Genomic DNA, 16,263 nt, shown 5'->3' with positions numbered 1-16,263 from the left:
TCTGCTCCCGTGCTAGGCTTCGTCGCTCATGAACCACCCGTCCCCCGATTCCGACGACGACAATGATGGCGCCTCCATCATCGAACTCGAGCTTGAGGCCACGCCGGAACGTCTGGACAAGGCCCTCAGCCACGCGCTGCCCGAGGTCTCGCGCGCCCGCATCCAGGCGCTGCTGTCCGGCGGGGCAATCAGTCGCGACGATCAGCGCCTGACCGCCGGCGCCCGCGCCACCGAAGCCGGGCGGTACCGGATAGTGCTCCCGGCCCCGGTCGCGGCCGAGCCCGAGCCCGAACCCCTGCCCCTGACCATCCTGTTCGAGGACGCCGATCTGGTCGTTGTGGACAAGCCTGCTGGCATGGCGACCCACCCCGCTCCGGGCAGCGAGACCGGCACCCTGGTCAACGCTCTCCTCCATCACTGCGGGGCCAGCCTGTCCGGCATCGGCGGAGTCGCACGCCCCGGGATCGTCCACCGCCTGGACAAGGGGACCTCCGGCGTCATGGTCGCGGCCAAGTCCGACTGTGCGCACCAGGGCCTGTCGGCCCTCTTTGCCACGCACGACATCCAGCGCACCTATATCGCCCTGACCCGTGGCACGCTGACGCCGGAGCGGGGCCGGATCGAGAGTCGTCTGGGTCGCTCGACCCATGACCGGAAGAAGATGGCGGTCCTGAAGACCGGTGGGCGCGAGGCCGTGACGGACTACGTCGTCGAGCGCACCTTTGGTCACCCTGCAAAGGTGGGAGGCGCGCCGCTTGCCGCCCGAGTTGCCTGCACACTCCACACTGGCCGCACCCACCAGATCCGGGTGCATATGGCCTCCAGGGGTGCCCCGCTTCTGGGAGATCCGGTCTACGGTTCCGGCCCGCCCGCACAGTCCGTCCGCGACGCGATCTCCGCCTCGGGCCTCGACCGCCAGGCCCTTCATGCTGCGGTGCTCGGCTTTGTTCACCCCGTGTCCGGTGAGGCCCTGCGGTTCGAAACCGAGCCGCCCTCAGATATGCGAGACCTGCAGGATCGGTTGGAGGCCCTGTAGTCGTGGGCCGACATGGAACGATGTCGGTGCCGGACGCCTTCCCTCAGAACCCTCGTCTCCAAGGTGCCCCATGACCGACCCGATCCGTCACGATGCTGAAAACCAGCGCTATGAACTCGACCTCGAGGGCGAAACCGCCTTCATCGGCTACAGCCGGGACGGCGATCGACTGACGCTGAATACCACCCAGGTCCCGCCTCCGCTGGAGGGACGGGGTATCGCCGCGCGCCTGACCGCCCATGTCCTCGACGAAGCCCGCCGCGAGGGTCTGAAGGTGGTCCCGCTATGCAGCTATTCGGCGGCCTACATCCGCCGCCATCCGGACCAGGCTGACCTGCTCGCCTGAATCGGGATCGAGACGCTTGCGAGAGCGTATTGAAAAGCAACGGACGTGCTGCTATACCTCCTCGCGGTTGATCGTGGCTTCGGTGTCACGCCCGGGTGCGACTGTGACAAAGCGCCTCTAGGCAAGAACGCAACGGATACCCACGTCGACTGTTGAGGGGTGAGGCGTCGGTGCACATTCGCGTGGCCGTCTCCGCAGGACCCGCTCGTTTCTGAGGTCGGAGGGACCCTATGACTGCCAAGCCAAGCCTCGCGATCATGTCGCCGGAACAGGGACTGTCGCGCTATCTCTCGGAAATCCGAAAATTCCCCATGCTCAGCAAGGACGAAGAGTTCATGCTGGCCAAGCGCTGGGGTGAGCATCAGGACACCGAGGCCGCCCACAAACTCGTGACCTCCCACCTGCGCCTCGTGGCCAAGATCGCCATGGGCTATCGCGGCTACGGTCTGCCGATCGGGGAAGTGATCTCCGAAGGCAACGTGGGCCTCATGCAGGCCGTCAAGAAATTCGACCCGGACAAGGGCTTCCGCCTGGCCACCTACGCCATGTGGTGGATCCGCGCCTCGATCCAGGAATACATCCTGCGCAGCTGGTCGCTCGTGAAAATGGGCACGACCGCCGCGCAGAAGAAGCTGTTCTTCAACCTTCGCAAGGCCAAGAGCCAGATCTCGGCCTTCGAGGATGGCGATCTGCATCCCGAGCATCTGTCCGCCATCGCCACCAAGCTGGGCGTGTCGGAGCAGGAGGTGACGGATATGAACCGTCGCCTGTCGGGCGACGCCTCGCTCAATGCCCCGCTTCGCGCCGATGGCGAAAGCGAGTGGCAGGACTGGCTGGCCGACGACACGGCTATCAGCCAGGAGACGCAGCTGGCTGAGAGCGAGGAACGCGGCATCCGCGTCGGCCTCCTGCAGGAAGCCATGGAAGAGCTGACGGATCGCGAGAAGCACATCCTGACGGAACGCCGCCTCAAGGACGACCCCGTCACTCTGGAAGAGCTGGCCGGCCAGTACGGCGTTTCGCGTGAGCGCGTGCGCCAGATTGAGGTCCGCGCCTTTGAGAAGCTGCAAAAGGCCATGCAGGCCGCCGCAACCGAGCGCAATCTCGTCGGCGCCTGACCCCGGACGTTCGGGTCAGCCGGCCTTCCTGGTGATTTCCCCGGGCTTCGGCAGGGCCAGAAGCTGACCGATCGGTGCCGCCAGCACCGCCTTGGTCATGCCGCCCTGCGCCAGCGTCACTTCCAGTGCGCCCACGGCCACGACCAGTCGGGAATCCGAGACCCTGAGCGCCAGCGCCTTCAGGGTCTCGGCCTGCTGGCGAATGGCGCGAACAGCTTGCGGCGGGTCGTTGTCGAACTGGTCCAGGGCCGCCGCCAGAATCTTCATGGCCTGGTCGCGCACCGCCACGGCCTCGGCCGCCGCGCTCTTGACCGTGTCGCTTTTGCGCTTGGTCGGCCCGGAATATTCGCCCGAGTTGAAGCGCCGCCGGTCGGGCCCGACATAGCTCACGCCCTCGACCCAGTCGCGCGGCTTCAGCGCCACGTTCTCGACCCGCTTGATCAGGTCGGCACTGGTGAAGGGCTTGCGCAGAAATTCGTGCACGCCTGAGTCCCGGGCGCCCTTGATGGTCGAGGCGGTCGCTTCCGCCGTCACCATGATCACCGGCACGCGGCGACAGGCGAGGTGCGACCGCCGCAGCGCCTTGGTAAACTCCTCGCCGTCCAGTTGCGGGCCAGACCGTTCGATGAAGATCAGCCCGGGATCCAGGGCGCCGGCCATCTGCAGGCCGCGCGTATCGCTGGCCTCGACTGCCACCTCGCGGGCGCCCAGACCCTTCATCAGATCGGTAATCAGGCGCGCAGCATGGGCATTGGGGTCAAGGATCAGCACCCGGCCCACAGTGGGCTCCAGACGTGCCAGAAAGCGCCGGTCGGTAATCAACACGCAAGTTCCCCATGGAGTGAACCGCCCACTCCTAACAACCACGCGTTAAAACCGGATTGAAACCGGCTCAGCCGTGAAAGGGGTCCTGCATCAGGATGGTGTCGTCCCGCTCAGGGCTGGTCGACAGCAGGGCCACCGGTGCTCCGATCAGCTCCTCGATCCGCCTTACATATTTGATGGCCGCCGCCGGCAGGTCCTTCCAGGAGCGCGCGCCCTGGGTGCTTTCCGACCAGCCCTCCACCTCTTCATAGATCGGCTCGACCTCGGCCTGGGCCTTCAGACCTGCGGGCAAATAGTCGAGCGTCTCTCCCTGCACGCGATAGCCCACGCAGATCTTCAGGGTCTCGAACCCATCCAGCACGTCCAGCTTGGTCAGGGCGATGCCATAGATGCCGTTGATGGCGATCGACTGGCGCACCAGCACGGCATCGAACCAGCCGCAGCGCCGCGCGCGCCCGGTCACCGTGCCGAACTCGCGGCCCCGTTCGGCGATGCGCCGCCCGTCGTCGTCGAACAGTTCGGTCGGGAAGGGCCCCTCGCCCACCCGGGTCGTATAGGCCTTCACGATCCCCAGCACATAGCCGACCGAGCGCGGCCCCAGACCCGAGCCTGCCGCCGCCTGTCCCGCCACCGTGTTCGAACTGGTGACGTAGGGATAGGTGCCGTGGTCAACGTCCAGCAACGAGCCCTGCGCCCCCTCGAACAGGATGCGCTTGCCGTCACGGTGGGCCTTGTCCAGCAGCCGCCAGACCGGCTGACCCGCATACTTCAGGACCTCCGGCGCAATGGCCATCAGCTCGGCCTTGAGCGCGGGCACATCGACCTCCGGCAGGTCCAGCCCCTTCCGCAGGGCATTGTGGTGCGCCAGCAGGCGCTCGATCTTGGCATCCAGCGCCTCCGGGTCGGTCAGGTCGCCGACGCGGATCGCCCGCCGCCCGACCTTGTCCTCATAGGCCGGCCCGATACCGCGCCCCGTCGTGCCGATCTTGGTGGTGCCCGCCTGCGCCTCGCGCGCCTGATCCAGGTCCCGGTGCAGCGGCAGGATCAGACAGGCCGTCTCGGCAATGGTCAGCAGGTCCGAAGTAATCTCGACGCCCTGCCCCTCGATCCGGGCGATCTCGTCGCGCAGCGCCCAAGGGTCAATGACCACACCGTTGCCGATCACAGACGGCTTGCCCTGCACCACGCCCGACGGCAGCAGGCTCAGCTTGTAGGTGACATCGCCCACGACCAGGGTGTGACCGGCATTGTGTCCTCCCTGGAACCGGACAACCCAGTCGGCCCGGTTCGACAGCCAGTCGACGATCTTGCCTTTGCCTTCGTCGCCCCACTGGGCTCCGACCACGGTCACATTCGCCAAGGGTCACTCTCCGCTTTCGACGCGGGCCGAGCCTATAGCCGGGGAATCGTCCGATGTCGCCTGAAGTCGGCGGATTATTCCGCCATCGCGACCGCAAACGCCCAGTCGAGCCAGGGCGTCAGAGCCCGAACGTCCTCGACATCCACCGTACAGCCGCACCAGATGCGCAGACCCGCCGGCGCATTGCGGTGACCCTCGATGTCAAAGGCCGCGCCTTCGTCCTCAAGCAGGGCCTTCATCCGTGTGACGAGATCGCGCCGGGCCTCATCATCCATCGCCGCCACGCGGGGATGGATGATCTTCAGGCACACCGAGGTCGTCGAACGGGTGGCCGGGTCCTCGGCCAGCCAGTCCACCCAGTCGGTTCGCGCGACCCATTCGTCCAGCGCGGCGGCATTCGCCTCGGTCCGGGCGATCAGGGCGCCCAGCCCGCCTTCGGCCTTCGCCCAGACCAGAGCGTCGATCCAGTCCTCCAGCGTCATGACCGAGAAGGTGTTGATCATCGACCCGGTGGCCAGCGCCCGGTCAAAGCCGGTGTCGTTCCTCAGCCGCAGCACCTTGGGCACCGGCCGCGGCGGCACGAACTGGTCCAGACGCTCGATCGCGCGCGGCGACAGGGCCGCCATGCCCAGGCCCGCCTCGCCGCCCAGCGCCTTCTGGAAGCTGAAGGTCACCACATCCAGCCGGTCCCACGGCAGGGCCATGGCAAAGGCCGCCGACGTGGCGTCACAGATCACCAGCCCTTCGCGATCGGTCGAAATCCAGTCTCCACCCGGCGCCCGGACGCCCGAGGTCGTGCCATTCCACGGAAAGACCAGATCGGCGGCGGGATCGACCCGGCTCACATCGGGGAAGCGACCCCAGGTCGCATCGAGGATTTCAGGCTGAAGGTTCAGGTGGTCGCGCGCATCGGTGGCCCAGACCTTGCCGAAATTCTCGAAGGCCATGACCTGCACCGGCCGCGCACCCAGCAAATTCCAGAGCGCGGCTTCCACCGCCCCGGTGTCCGACCCGGGCACATAGACCAGCGCCCAGTCCTCCGGCACCTCCAGAACCTCGCTGGTCAGGGCCAGTCCCTCGGCAAACCGGGCCACCACCTCGGGCGCGCGGATTCCCCGACCCAGCAGATCCGTGGGCAAGCCGTCGGCCGACCAGCCGGGCCGCTTGGCGGTCGGCCCCGACGAGAACCAGGGCCGTGCAGGCTTCGCATCAGGTTTGATCGGTCGGGTCACAGGGCCCGCTTCCGCAGAGCCTCGGCCGCTTTCGTCAGCTCGGGCACATCCTCGCCGGGCAACTGGATCATCAGCCTCGCCTTCAGGTCCCCCCGGCGACCGCCGGCATAGGCGCCCTTGCCCTTCAACCGCATGACCTGACCGGAGTTCGACCCCTTGGGCACCGTCAGGTTCACCACACCGTCAGGCGTCCGGACGGCCACCTTGCCGCCCAGCACAGCGTCGGCCAGCGGAACGGCCAGATCCATGGTCAGATCGGCCCCCTCGCGGTGGTACAGGCTGTGCGGCGCGATCTTCAGCTCGATCAACGCATCCCCGGCAGGTCCGCCCCGGGGCGAGGGCACGCCCTGCCCCTTCAGCCGGATCACCTGGCCGTCGTCCGCCCCCTTGGGAATGGTCACGTCCAGGGTGCGCCCGTCCGAAAACTGGATACGCCGCGTCGAGCCCTGGATCGAATCTTCCAGGCTGATCTCCAGACTGGCCCTGACGTCCTGGCCCCGCGTCGGGCCGCGTCCTGCCCCGCCTCGTGGCCGGGCACCCCCGCCGCCGAACATCCCGCCCAGAATATCCTCGAGGTCGATATCGTCGAAAGTGGTCCTCGCCCCGCCGCCACCAAAGCCGCCTTGACCGAAGCCGCCCTGCCCACGCGCCCCGCCGCTGAAGCCGCGATACTGCTCGCGGCCATCCGCATCGATCTCGCCCCGATCAAATTTGGCGCGCTTCTCCGCATCGCCCAGCAGGTCAAAGGCCGCCGTGATCCGCTTGAACCGATCCTCGGCCGCCTTGTCGCCCGGGTTCTTGTCGGGGTGATAGTCCTTGGCCAGCTTGCGAAAGGCCTTCTTGATCTCGTCGGCGCTCGCGCCTCGTGACACACCAAGTTCCTGATAGGGATCGCCTGCCACGCCTGATCATCGCTCCTGATAGCTCAAGGCCATCAGTTAGGGCATGCTACCGCCTTCGCAAAGGGGCGCGTGCGCTTCCGGCCCCCATCCGCCCCGGCCCCGCGCCTGGGCCACGGCAAACCGCCCTTCGCTGCAGCCCTCCGGAAAGTCGACTGCGCGATCCCCGGCCTCATAGATCCACCCTGCCGAGGTCACCTCGACCACGCGGCGCTCGGTCTCGCCGTCCAGAATGCGGATGCGGAATCGGGTCGGGTCCACAGCCGCTGGCTCTCCGTCCCAGCTATCGCCCCCCGTGCGGACTCGCGGAATCCAGCTCAGCCGCAGGTCGCCGCCCTGCACCTCGGCCTTCAGGTGCACCGGGGCCCACGGACGTTCGGCCCGACCCGCCTGCACATGGGTCAACTGGCTGACAAACGGCCCTGAGGGGGTCGCTCCCCCCGCTCCGGCCCGCCACAGCAGGGGCAGCCCCCATTCGTCTTGCCCCGCCCCGACCGCGGCCAGACCGTCGTCCAGAAATACCACCGCCGCCCCTGTGCCGGCACCCAGTGCGGCCTCGGGATCGCCGCCCCCTTGGCCCCTCAACAGGCCCGAAAGGCGCCAGACATCCTCGCCCAGCATCTCGGCGTGCCGATACTGGATCATTTCCCAGCCGCTGTCCGTCTCGACTGCCAGCGCATTGGCCCCGCCCAGCACCGCCAGCGCGTCCCGGCTTTCCGGCGTCCGGCCCTCCACCTTCAGGGTCAGCGCATGGCCCTCATCCCACCGGCCGCAGGGCCCCGGGGCAAACGGTTCGGTCAAGGTCCCGACACCGGCCGGCGCTCTGACCACAGCCCGTTGCGTCTGGCTCAGGGCATCCGGGCCGGCCGTGACGGTATGCGGCGACCAGGGCTCGACCGCCACAGCAGCAACCCTCCCGCCTGCATCGCCTCGTCCAAAAAGTGGGGGAAGCTCCAGCACCCGAAACCATGGTGCCCCGGCCGGTCCACCGGCATCGGGCGCGGTCCAGACGTCCTCCACGTCCTCGAACTCCGGAGTCACCACCGGCGTCAGGACAGCGCGCGCTTCTTCGTCCAGGGTCAGACGTTCGACGCGCCACAGTGGCATCTCGTCGCCGATCTGCACCCTGTCGCCCGGCTCCAGCATCAGCGCCTGCAGGGGCCCCAGTTTGAGCGTCCGCCGCTCCGGCACCTCCAGCCCCGCGGCGACCCGGGCCGCGCATCGGCGGGCCTGGCCCTCGTCGCAGACGGCCGGCAGATCGACATCCAGCCCCGCAACGGCATCGCCTCCCGTGTCGCGGCTCAGTGTGACCGACCCCGTCTGATAATCCCGGGTCGCACTCAGATAGCGCACCCTCACCCGATCCGGTGTCTCGTCGACAGTCCGGTCGCGCAGGTCCGCCCCACCCTCCTCGGGCAAGGCGAGGTTGGATGGTGCCAGATGCACCACGGACCCGTCCCCCTCCGCCCTCAACTTCACGCGTCCGTCGACCTCGGTGATGCCGAGTCCCAGCCCGGCTACCAACGGCGTCAGCGCCTCGCGCACGCTCATGGGCCGGTCGATCACATAGCCGTCGATCCGGTCCGCAACCGGTCCGATCTCCACCCCGTCGACCAGTCCGGCCCGCCAGAGAAGATCGCCCAGCAGACCTTCCGTATCGCCCAGCAGCCGCCCGTTCAGCCAGTGTCCTGCCCGCCACGCCCCGGCGTCGGCCCACAGGTCCCGACGCCCCGGAAAGGCCGGCCACGGCCGGGCATCCCAGCACCAGGCGTCCGCCGCCTCGACCATCGGCCCGCCATAGACGGTCGAGACAGGATTCCCCTCGCCAGCAAAATGGCCCAGCACCGCCTCCAGCACCCGGCGTTGCATCCGGTCGTCCCGCGCGCCGGTCGAGCCGGGCGGCAGCGCATTCTCAGCGCTCTTCGGGTCCTGAAACAGATTGGGCGCATTGCCCCCGCGGTCCACGGCCGCACAGCCGAACTCGGTCAGCCGGATCGGCTTCATGCCCGGTTCCCAGGCCGTCGGGGTCGCCGACCTTACTCCGCCGGGCCGGTCGTAGTGCGCATGGCTCCACCAGCCCGCCAGATCCTTGGCCCGGAACACCCAGTCCTCGCCGTGCGCCAGATCAGCGATCGGCGTCCGGACCTGCGCCGCCCGGTCCGTGTCGTCGGCATAGAACCAGTCGAAATGTTCGCCGCCCGCCACCTGCATCGCCAGATAGGCGGGGTCATCCGGCCCGGCATAGGTCTCCGCATCCAGCCCGCAATCCCGCGCGCGCCAGTCGCCCAGCGGCGGGTACCAGTCGATGCCCACATAATCGAGCGCGGGGTGCGCCCACAGCGGGTCCAGGTGAAACACCACATCGCCCGACCCGTCGTCCGGCCTGTGCCCCGAATATTCCGACCAGTCAGCGGCATAGGACAGCTTCACCGACGGTCCGACCACGGCCCGGCATTCGGCCAGCAGATCGCACAAGGCCTCAACAGCCGGATAGCTCCCGCCAGTACCGCGCGCGGTCGTCAGGCCCCGCATCTCCGAGCCGATCAAGAGCCCATCGGCGCCGGTCTCGGCCACAAGCGCCGCATAGTGCAACGCCATCCGCCTCAGCCCCCACCCGTCGGCGGTCCCGAACATCTGCGCCACCTCGGCGCCCGCCGTCCCGGCACTCTCGACCGTGACCCGCCCCCTCCAGGGATGGGCCGCCTGCTCAGCCCCGCCATAGGGGTCGGCCAAGCCGTTCTCCGGCGGAATGTCCATGAAGACGAAGGGATAGAGCGTGACCTCCAGCCCCCTCGCCTTCAGCTCCCCCACCGCCTGTCGGACGCTCTCGTCCGATGGTGTGCCGCCATAGGCAGGGGTGCCGTTGACCTCGCTCACCAGATGGGCGCTCGCCCGGTCCAGCCCGGCCACCGACCAGACCAGCGGCTCCGTCGGCTTGCCCGTCCGCTCCACACCCGGCCGGATCACACAATGTCCCGCTCTGAGGTCCGTCCCGAACCATCCGACGACCAGGCTCACCCGCTTCAGGTTCGGACAGGCCGCCTGCAGCTGGTCCAGCGACACGATCAGGTCCGGCCGCCCCTCGACCGTGCTGATGTTCTCCGCCTCGGTCCGGGTCAGCCCTGTCCGGCGCAAGACGGGCTCGGTCGCCAGGATGAACTCTCCCGCCCCCGGGATCAGGCACACGCCCTCCAGCCGGTCCGCCAGCGTGGGCGCGCCGCCCTGCGGCCGCCGGAACACCTCGAAGGACAGGTGCGGCACCCGATTGCCGAAGGGGGCGAGCGGCAGGTCCTCGAACACCACATAGGCTGTGCCGCGACAGGCCGGCGCCGCGCCTACCCCCTCGACCGCCTCGATCAAGGGGTCGGGCATCTGGTCGTCGGTTCCGCGATGGATGCGAAGCGTCGCGCCCGTCCGGTCCAGCGGTTGGCCGTCAGCCCAGATCCGGCCGATACCGTCGATCGGCCCTTCACAGACCCCTACGGCAAAGCTCAGCGAATAGCTGTAGGACTCGACCCTCGGCCCGCCCTTGCCGGCGCTCTCTTCGTGCCTTTGCTCCAGAAACCGCGCCGCCCAGATGACTTGGCCCGTCACCCGCGCCCGCCCCAGTGCCAGCGCCATGGGCGCACCCTCGGCCGTCGACTGCAGCAAAAGGGCGTCCAGCCTCGGCCCCTTCTGGCGGACCGGCCCCAGACTGGCCACCAGTCGCTGGTCCAGCATGCTGCCCAGCGCCCGGCCGATCGCCTGCCCCACGCCGCCGCCCAGCGCCTGCCCCAGTCCGCCCAGTACCGCCTGCGCCATCGTCTCTCCTCGATTTCAGTCCGCCCGGACCGGCCAGGTGAAGGCGGCCGCCCGCCGCCTCAGCCACCAGTCGCCCATCCAGCTCTCGATCACCGACCGCCCCCAATAGGCGTGGATCAGCCGCGACCCGGGTCCGCCGGTCGCGCTCAGGATCCCGCAGTGCTTGATCGGAACATCGGCCCGCATGCGGAACAGCAGCACATCGCCCGGCTGCGCCGCCGGGACGTCGATCTCGATCAGCCACCGTCGCGCCGCATCCCGCAGCGTCTCGGCCCCGCCCACCTCGGCCCAGTCGGGGGAATAGGGCGGCAGCGTCTCGGGCTCCGGCCCGATCACCTCGCGCCACACGCCCCGCACCAGACCCAGACAGTCCGCGCCCTGTCCCTTCAGACTCGCCTGGTGCCGATAAGGTGTGCGCAGCCAGCCGCGCGCTGCCGCCAGTGCAGCCGTCCTCATCGACGACTGCGGCCGTCGTGCCGCCCTCCGTCCGCAGGCCGCGCCGCGATAAAGTCGTCGCCCGGAATGTCCCGAAAGCCGCGAAAATTGATCCCGTTCGCGAAGGTCCCGGTGCAGGTCTCCCACCGCTTGTCGCACCGGGCGCCGGGATGGTCGGCTATATCCACACCGCACCGGCTGTCCCCCAGTCGCGCGTCGCACAACCGGCCATAGGTCCGACCGATCCGACGATCGAGGGCGGCCAGCGGCCCCTCCAGTTCGACGGTCAGCCGCCCGCCGTCCCTGCGCAGGCCCCGGATGCTCCCGACCCACAGCCGCACCTTCAGCTCCGGCTCTGACCAGTCGACCCGCCACAGTTCCACCCGCGCCCGGTCGAACAGGCCAGCGTCAATCGCGGCGTCCGTCAGGCCCTCGCCCTCTTCGGCCAAAGGCCCACCCAGGGTCAGGCTCCCGGGTTCAAACCCCGCCTCGTCCTCGCGCACGCCTGCCTCGAACCCGTCGACTGGCGAACAGACCGTGCCGTCCACCTCCAGCGTCCGATCATGGTCGGTGAAGCCCAGTTGCACCCCGTCCGCCCGTGTGACCCGCCAGGCATGACACAGCGTCGCCGCGCCGGACTCGATCCGGGCGGCCATCTCTTCGGGAATCTGTCGCATGAATCAGATCCGGATCTCGATCAGCGGCATCGCCACCATCCGCCCGCTGCCGAAGGTCTCCAGCGTGATCTCCAGCCGGTCGGCGTCGAACCGGACCGGCGTGTCGAACTGACAGCCGGCGGTGATCGGGGCCCCCTCCGCGGGCGCCACGTCAAAGGTCACCTCGCCCCTCGTCAGGTCGACATCCCAGCCGCCGACAACCTCCACACCGTCGATCGCCAGCCGCACCGTCCCCTCGACCGGCTTGGTGATCGGCCGGGCGTGTACGCCATAGGCCTTGGACAGCCGGAATCTCGTCTCGACCCCGTCACCGACCCCGATTTGCTGGTCGCCCGGCCCGGGCTCATTGCCCGGCGCACACGACTTGAAGTCGGCAAAGTCCCGAAACCGGAAGCCGTACAGCCGTCCCTGTCGCGCTTCAAAAAAGGCTGTCAGCGCCGCCATGTCGTCCAGCGACCTCAGCCCCGCGCCGATCAGATAGCGCCGCCTTCCACTGGCCCACGGTGTCGACCGCCGTTCGTGACCGGACGCCAGCGTCACCACCTCGGTCCGGCGCTCCACGCCCCCGGTCGAGCCGAACGCGAGGCGCGCAGGCAGGCTCACCTCATGAAAACTCATCGTGCTCCCCTCAATACCGGCGCGCACCCAGCGCCACGGCGCGGGCGAGGGCCTGGGCAATCTGGGTCTCGGACCGCAACAGTCCCGGCGCCCCGCCTTCGAGCGTCAGATTGACGACCAGCCCGCCGCCCGGGACCGCATCCACAGTCCCGCTCTGGACCGGCCGGAACACCTCGGGTCCGTGTTCGCCGACCAGATAGGCACCGCCCGGCACCACCGGCCCGCCGTTCGCCCGTGTTCCTGCGAACCCGCTCACCGCCTGCGCCAGCGCCTCGCCCAGGCCGCCCCCGCCCATCAGGGTCCCGACCGCCGCATTGGCCGCCGACAGGACTGCGCGGGCCAGCTCGCTCAGGGTGACTTCGCCGTCCGCTGCGGCCCGCGTCAGGGATGCCGCCAGACTTTCGCCCGCCCGGTCAAACGCCTGCTCGATCGAGCGGGCCGCCCGCTCGGCCGGCGCCTTCAGGCCCTCCAGCGCCGCTGCGGCCTCGGCGGCCTCCAGCGGCACGGTCTCCAGCCCCGACGGGCCAAAGCTGTCCGTCATTGTCTCTCCCCCTCATCCGGCCAGGCCCGGCATAACTGTTCGAATTCCGCCCGACCCAAGGGCGCGCCCTGCCCCTGCGTCCGTGTCAGCGCCCGCCATTCCGCCACCGACAGGCGCCAGAAAACGGAAGGCGACAGGCCCAGCCGGACGGCGGCTTCCAGCCGCGCCGTCCAGTCCGGCGTCATTCCCCGACAGCTCCAAAGGCCCGGGCCACGGCCTCCGCCGCCGCCTGGGGCGAGACGGAGGCCTGCTCCAGCCGCGCCGCCAGCTCGGCTTCACCACCGCCGTTCAGAAGCGCTGCCAGCACCGCCATCAGATCCCGCGCCGTCGGTCGCCTCAGGCGTTCGGCGAGAGCCTCGATGCCCGACACCTCCAGCGCCGTCTCGATTTCGGCCAGCGCGCCCAGCGTCAGGCACAGCCGTCGCGGCGCTCCGTCCAGTTCGACCAGCACCTCGCCGCGCGCCCCATTGGCGGTCCGCATCACAGGGCCTCGAAGGTCAGCTCGCCCGCACTGGCCAGGCTCAGCGCAAAGCTCGCCTCGCCGTCATGCTCCCCCGCATATTCCAGCGCCGACACGACGAACCGGCCCTGCAGACGGCCAAAGTCCGGCACGATCACCTGCCAGCGGTCGGTGCTCTGGGCGAAGAAGGCCTCGCGGATGCGGGCATCCGCCGCCGAGTCGCGAAACACCCCCTGACCGGAAATCGCGGCGGTCCGCACCCCTGCCCCGGCCAGCAGTTCGCGCCAGCGCCCGGCGCTGTCGGCATCCGTCACATCGACGGCCCGGGCATTCAGCGATACCGTCCGCGCCCTCAACCCGGCCACCGTCAGGAAGGTGTCCGGGTCCGTCTCGATCTTCAGCAACAGGTCCTTGCCGCTCTGGGCTGCCATGAAATTCTCCTTGATTGGGTTGGGATCAGACCGCCTGGGTCACGCCCCTCAGGCGGATCAGCGCCCAGGTCACCGCCCCGTCGTCGGCGGCCAGGACGTCGCTTTGCGGCACTTCGAGCGCCAGGCTGCGCACACCGTCCGCCTCTATGATCGCGCCGCCCAGGCACAGGCGCACCGCCGCTGCCACGGCCCGCGCCTCCTCGGTGCCGGCAAAGCGCGACACGACGATCAGGCTCAGCTGGTGCTCCATCGCGCCACCCCCGCCGGCCAGCGGGCGCACCGTGCCCCGCCCCAGCCGGATGTGCGGACAGGCGGCCTCGGGCGGCGCAACATCCCAGACCCGGCCCTCAATCAGGACCGTCAGCGTCGCATCCGCCTTCAGCCGCGCGATCAAACCCTTCTGCAGCGCCAGGTCATCGCTCATGACAGCCGCTCCAGATCCAGTTCGACATCGGTGCGAACCGTCGCCACCGCGACGATGCGCCAGCTGGCCCCCTCGAACTCCAGCACCCGCCCCGCCGTCAGACGCGGATCGGGCGCGCTGATGGCCCGCCGTCCCTCGATGCGTCTCTGCCCGTCCGGGCCCGACCTCTGGCGGGCCCGCATCGGGCCGAGGGCCAGCCACACGGTCCCCAGGGGGTCATAGGACCGGGCCTGCCCGCCGTAGGGCGTGTCAGACAGGGTGACGGCGAACAGCTCCGCCAACACCCGCCGCGTCGCCGCCGTCACAGCCGCACCGTCCGATAGGGCGCGATCCAGGCCTCGACAGCGGCCGACGACACCTCTCCCAGCCCGCGCTCATACGCGATCAGGGTCAGCATCATCACCGCCAGCCTCAAGGGCGCCGGGCTGGCGGCATCCAGTGCCTCGCCCACCTCGCCCTCGATCCGCGCCTGCGCGGCCTCGAACAGGGTCTGGATCAGACCATCCTCGCCATCATGCCCGACGCGCAGAAAGGCCTTCGCCTCGGCCAGGGTCACCGGTGCGGTCATTGATTTCTCGCTTCGCTTGAAAGTGGCGAGTGTCGAGCAGCGAGTGGCGAGTTCGCCTGCTCACTTGCGACAGCTCGCGTGTTACCCGTCCGGCCAGCGACGAGCGGCTCTCGCCACTCGTCACTCGCCACACGTCACTCCGCGTCTAGGACGCGGCGAACTTCATCACCTTGATGGCGTCGAAATTCTGCACCCCGCCGCCCACGCGCTTGGTCGTGTAGAACAGCACATAGGGCTTGGCCGAATAGGGGTCGCGCAGCACCCGCACCCCCGCCCGGTCGACGATCAGATAGCCGCGCTGGAAGTCGCCGAACGCGATCGCCGGGGCGTCCGCGCCGATGTCCGGCATGGTCTCGATCTCGGTCACCGGATAGCCCAGCAGACTGGCCGTATCCCCGGGCCGTTGCGCCGGCTGCCAGATATAGTTGCCGTCGCCGTCCTTGAACTTGCGCACGGTCGAGACCGTCCGGCGGTTCATGACAAAGCGCGCATTCGGCCGGTACAGCGCCTTGGGCGCATAGACCAGATCGATCAGCCGGTCGGTCGGGTTCGAGGCCGGAAAGGCCCCGGCCGCCCCACTGGCGACATAGCCGATCTCGCCCCACTCCTGATCGCCGTCCTCGACCAGATCATAGTCGAGGAAACCGCGCGGCTTGTTCACCCCGTCGCCGTTGACGAAGGCCTCGGTCTCCTGGGCGGAAAAGGCATCCTCCACTTCGGCGGCCAGCCATTCGTCCAGGTCGATCAGCGCGTCATCCAGCAGGCTCTGGGTCGCGGCCGGACAGGCGTAGAGATCCGCCGACGGAAACTCCAGCAGCGCAAGCGTCGCCGGATCCGTCTCGGGCCGGGCCGCCGTCTCGGCCACCCAGCCGGCCTCGACCCCCGCGGTCGACACCGGCTTGCGGAACACGCCCGAGCCCACCGTCCGCACCGTCGCGATCTCGCGCATCGGCGAGCCCGCCATCAGCCGCCGCTCGATCGCCCGCTCCGTCTCCGGCGGCACCACATAGCCGCCCGAGCTCGGCCCCGACGACAGCCCGGCCTTCAGCTCCAGCCCCAGGGTCGAACCGCCCGTCATATAGGCCGCAAACGCCGATTTCGTCTCCTCCCCATTCGTGGGGGAGGTGGCGGCAAAGCCGCCGGAGGGGGCGGCCTCAAGCACCGGTCGCCTTGCACCGCTCAGCGCCCGGTCCAGACGCGCCTGCGCCGAGCCCACCGCCGCATCGATGCGCGCCACCTTCTCCTCCAGCAACGTATCAGCCGACGCCTTCTTCTCCAGCTCGGCCAGCCGCGCATCATTGGCGCCCTTGAAGGCTTCGAACGCGGCCATGACTTCATGCATGGCGGCGCGCGTCTCGGGCATGCCCGAGACGGTCTTGGTCTCTTTCATGGTGTCTCCAGTTTCAGAAAACCGCTCGTCGCGGTTAGGGTAGGCGGATGGACGAGCGCCCACCCCCCTCTAAGAAGCGGCGGCCCCTTGCTGCGGGGCTCT

At 69.0% G+C, this 16,263-nt stretch carries 19 protein-coding genes; 3 read left to right on the top strand and 16 right to left on the bottom strand.

What is annotated here, in order from left to right; all coding sequences use genetic code 11:
* Positions 1 to 28 precede the first annotated feature (28 nt).
* The 3 genes from J7346_RS05275 to rpoH all read left to right on the top strand — a co-directional run bounded on the left by J7346_RS05275 (position 29) and on the right by rpoH (position 2,500).
* Positions 29 to 1,036 carry an RluA family pseudouridine synthase gene (locus J7346_RS05275; protein ID WP_209118474.1) on the top strand — a complete coding sequence of 336 codons (1,008 nt, stop codon included), beginning with the start codon at positions 29 to 31 and terminating at the stop codon, positions 1,034 to 1,036.
* Between the two features lie 70 nt (positions 1,037 to 1,106).
* A complete protein-coding gene (locus J7346_RS05270) occupies positions 1,107 to 1,382 on the top strand; it encodes a GNAT family N-acetyltransferase (protein WP_209118472.1) in 276 nt (91 codons plus the stop codon).
* 230 nt (positions 1,383 to 1,612) lie between these two features.
* The gene (rpoH, locus tag J7346_RS05265; RefSeq protein WP_209118470.1) at positions 1,613 to 2,500 is read left to right on the top strand and encodes an RNA polymerase sigma factor RpoH; all 888 of its coding nucleotides are present in this window, start codon (positions 1,613 to 1,615) and stop codon (positions 2,498 to 2,500) included.
* A 15-nt stretch (positions 2,501 to 2,515) separates the two neighbouring features.
* Here rpoH and J7346_RS05260 read toward each other — a convergent pair whose 3' ends face one another.
* The 16 genes from J7346_RS05260 to J7346_RS05185 form a co-directional block, all read right to left on the bottom strand.
* Positions 2,516 to 3,325, bottom strand: a complete 810-nt coding sequence (locus J7346_RS05260; RefSeq protein WP_209118468.1) for a response regulator — start codon at positions 3,323 to 3,325, stop codon at positions 2,516 to 2,518.
* 67 nt (positions 3,326 to 3,392) lie between these two features.
* Entirely contained in the window at positions 3,393 to 4,685 is a 1,293-nt protein-coding gene (locus J7346_RS05255; protein WP_209118466.1) for an adenylosuccinate synthase, read from the bottom strand.
* A gap of 74 nt (positions 4,686 to 4,759) precedes the next feature.
* Positions 4,760 to 5,917 carry a phosphoserine transaminase gene (locus tag J7346_RS05250; RefSeq protein WP_209118464.1) on the bottom strand — a complete coding sequence of 386 codons (1,158 nt, stop codon included), beginning with the start codon at positions 5,915 to 5,917 and terminating at the stop codon, positions 4,760 to 4,762.
* Positions 5,914 to 6,819 carry a J domain-containing protein gene (locus J7346_RS05245; protein WP_209118462.1) on the bottom strand — a complete coding sequence of 302 codons (906 nt, stop codon included), beginning with the start codon at positions 6,817 to 6,819 and terminating at the stop codon, positions 5,914 to 5,916. The genes J7346_RS05250 and J7346_RS05245 overlap by 4 nt, the downstream gene beginning before the upstream one ends.
* 36 nt (positions 6,820 to 6,855) lie before the next feature.
* Positions 6,856 to 10,617, bottom strand: a complete 3,762-nt coding sequence (locus J7346_RS05240) for a glycoside hydrolase/phage tail family protein (protein WP_209118460.1) — start codon at positions 10,615 to 10,617, stop codon at positions 6,856 to 6,858.
* A gap of 15 nt (positions 10,618 to 10,632) precedes the next feature.
* Positions 10,633 to 11,073: a peptidase P60 gene (locus J7346_RS05235; protein WP_209118458.1), complete on the bottom strand. Its 441-nt coding sequence runs from the start codon at positions 11,071 to 11,073 to the stop codon at positions 10,633 to 10,635.
* Positions 11,070 to 11,729, bottom strand: coding sequence for a DUF2163 domain-containing protein (locus J7346_RS05230; protein WP_209118456.1), 660 nt, complete (start codon positions 11,727 to 11,729; stop codon positions 11,070 to 11,072). Before J7346_RS05230 ends, J7346_RS05235 begins: the two co-directional genes overlap by 4 nt.
* A 3-nt stretch (positions 11,730 to 11,732) precedes the next feature.
* Positions 11,733 to 12,347 (bottom strand): DUF2460 domain-containing protein, encoded by a 615-nt coding sequence (locus tag J7346_RS05225; protein ID WP_209118454.1) that lies wholly within the window; start codon positions 12,345 to 12,347, stop codon positions 11,733 to 11,735.
* Positions 12,348 to 12,357: 10 nt separating this feature from the next.
* A complete protein-coding gene (locus J7346_RS05220; RefSeq protein ID WP_209118452.1) occupies positions 12,358 to 12,888 on the bottom strand; it encodes a phage tail tape measure protein in 531 nt (176 codons plus the stop codon).
* A complete protein-coding gene (locus tag J7346_RS05215) occupies positions 12,885 to 13,073 on the bottom strand; it encodes a phage tail assembly chaperone (protein WP_209118450.1) in 189 nt (62 codons plus the stop codon). The genes J7346_RS05220 and J7346_RS05215 overlap by 4 nt, the downstream gene beginning before the upstream one ends.
* Positions 13,070 to 13,369, bottom strand: a complete 300-nt coding sequence (locus J7346_RS05210; protein WP_209118448.1) for a GTA-gp10 family protein — start codon at positions 13,367 to 13,369, stop codon at positions 13,070 to 13,072. The genes J7346_RS05215 and J7346_RS05210 overlap by 4 nt, the downstream gene beginning before the upstream one ends.
* Positions 13,369 to 13,779 carry a phage major tail protein, TP901-1 family gene (locus tag J7346_RS05205; protein WP_209118446.1) on the bottom strand — a complete coding sequence of 137 codons (411 nt, stop codon included), beginning with the start codon at positions 13,777 to 13,779 and terminating at the stop codon, positions 13,369 to 13,371. The genes J7346_RS05210 and J7346_RS05205 overlap by 1 nt, the downstream gene beginning before the upstream one ends.
* Before the next feature lie 25 nt (positions 13,780 to 13,804).
* The gene (locus J7346_RS05200) at positions 13,805 to 14,203 is read right to left on the bottom strand and encodes a DUF3168 domain-containing protein (protein WP_209118444.1); all 399 of its coding nucleotides are present in this window, start codon (positions 14,201 to 14,203) and stop codon (positions 13,805 to 13,807) included.
* Positions 14,200 to 14,508 (bottom strand): phage head-tail adapter protein, encoded by a 309-nt coding sequence (locus J7346_RS05195; protein ID WP_209118442.1) that lies wholly within the window; start codon positions 14,506 to 14,508, stop codon positions 14,200 to 14,202. Before J7346_RS05195 ends, J7346_RS05200 begins: the two co-directional genes overlap by 4 nt.
* Positions 14,505 to 14,771, bottom strand: coding sequence for a head-tail connector protein (locus J7346_RS05190; RefSeq protein WP_209118440.1), 267 nt, complete (start codon positions 14,769 to 14,771; stop codon positions 14,505 to 14,507). Before J7346_RS05190 ends, J7346_RS05195 begins: the two co-directional genes overlap by 4 nt.
* Positions 14,772 to 14,916: 145 nt before the next feature.
* On the bottom strand, positions 14,917 to 16,161 hold the full coding sequence (locus J7346_RS05185) for a phage major capsid protein (protein ID WP_209118438.1): 1,245 nt from the start codon (positions 16,159 to 16,161) through the stop codon (positions 14,917 to 14,919).
* Positions 16,162 to 16,263: the final 102 nt, after the last annotated feature.

Origin of the sequence: Brevundimonas sp. A19_0 (genome assembly GCF_017744255.1) — a bacterium.
In the GTDB taxonomy this organism is placed as follows: domain Bacteria; phylum Pseudomonadota; class Alphaproteobacteria; order Caulobacterales; family Caulobacteraceae; genus Brevundimonas.
Note: the sequence above shows the minus strand (reverse complement) of the source record. Positions and strands in the feature narration are given on the sequence as shown.

What these genes read in the sequence shown, in the direction of transcription:
- J7346_RS05240 (WP_209118460.1), bottom strand. Translation starts at nt 10,617, where the DNA reads ATGGCGCAGGCGGTACTGGGCGGACTGGGGCAGGCGCTGGGCGGCGGC.
- J7346_RS05185 (WP_209118438.1), bottom strand. Translation starts at nt 16,161, where the DNA reads ATGAAAGAGACCAAGACCGTCTCGGGCATGCCCGAGACGCGCGCCGCC.
- J7346_RS05190 (WP_209118440.1), bottom strand. Translation starts at nt 14,771, where the DNA reads ATGACCGCACCGGTGACCCTGGCCGAGGCGAAGGCCTTTCTGCGCGTC.
- J7346_RS05275 (WP_209118474.1), top strand. Translation starts at nt 29, where the DNA reads ATGAACCACCCGTCCCCCGATTCCGACGACGACAATGATGGCGCCTCC.
- J7346_RS05200 (WP_209118444.1), bottom strand. Translation starts at nt 14,203, where the DNA reads ATGAGCGATGACCTGGCGCTGCAGAAGGGTTTGATCGCGCGGCTGAAG.
- J7346_RS05235 (WP_209118458.1), bottom strand. Translation starts at nt 11,073, where the DNA reads ATGAGGACGGCTGCACTGGCGGCAGCGCGCGGCTGGCTGCGCACACCT.
- J7346_RS05210 (WP_209118448.1), bottom strand. Translation starts at nt 13,369, where the DNA reads ATGCGGACCGCCAATGGGGCGCGCGGCGAGGTGCTGGTCGAACTGGAC.
- rpoH (WP_209118470.1), top strand. Translation starts at nt 1,613, where the DNA reads ATGACTGCCAAGCCAAGCCTCGCGATCATGTCGCCGGAACAGGGACTG.
- J7346_RS05205 (WP_209118446.1), bottom strand. Translation starts at nt 13,779, where the DNA reads ATGGCAGCCCAGAGCGGCAAGGACCTGTTGCTGAAGATCGAGACGGAC.
- J7346_RS05225 (WP_209118454.1), bottom strand. Translation starts at nt 12,347, where the DNA reads ATGAGTTTTCATGAGGTGAGCCTGCCTGCGCGCCTCGCGTTCGGCTCG.
- J7346_RS05270 (WP_209118472.1), top strand. Translation starts at nt 1,107, where the DNA reads ATGACCGACCCGATCCGTCACGATGCTGAAAACCAGCGCTATGAACTC.
- J7346_RS05215 (WP_209118450.1), bottom strand. Translation starts at nt 13,073, where the DNA reads ATGACGCCGGACTGGACGGCGCGGCTGGAAGCCGCCGTCCGGCTGGGC.
- J7346_RS05230 (WP_209118456.1), bottom strand. Translation starts at nt 11,729, where the DNA reads ATGCGACAGATTCCCGAAGAGATGGCCGCCCGGATCGAGTCCGGCGCG.
- J7346_RS05220 (WP_209118452.1), bottom strand. Translation starts at nt 12,888, where the DNA reads ATGACGGACAGCTTTGGCCCGTCGGGGCTGGAGACCGTGCCGCTGGAG.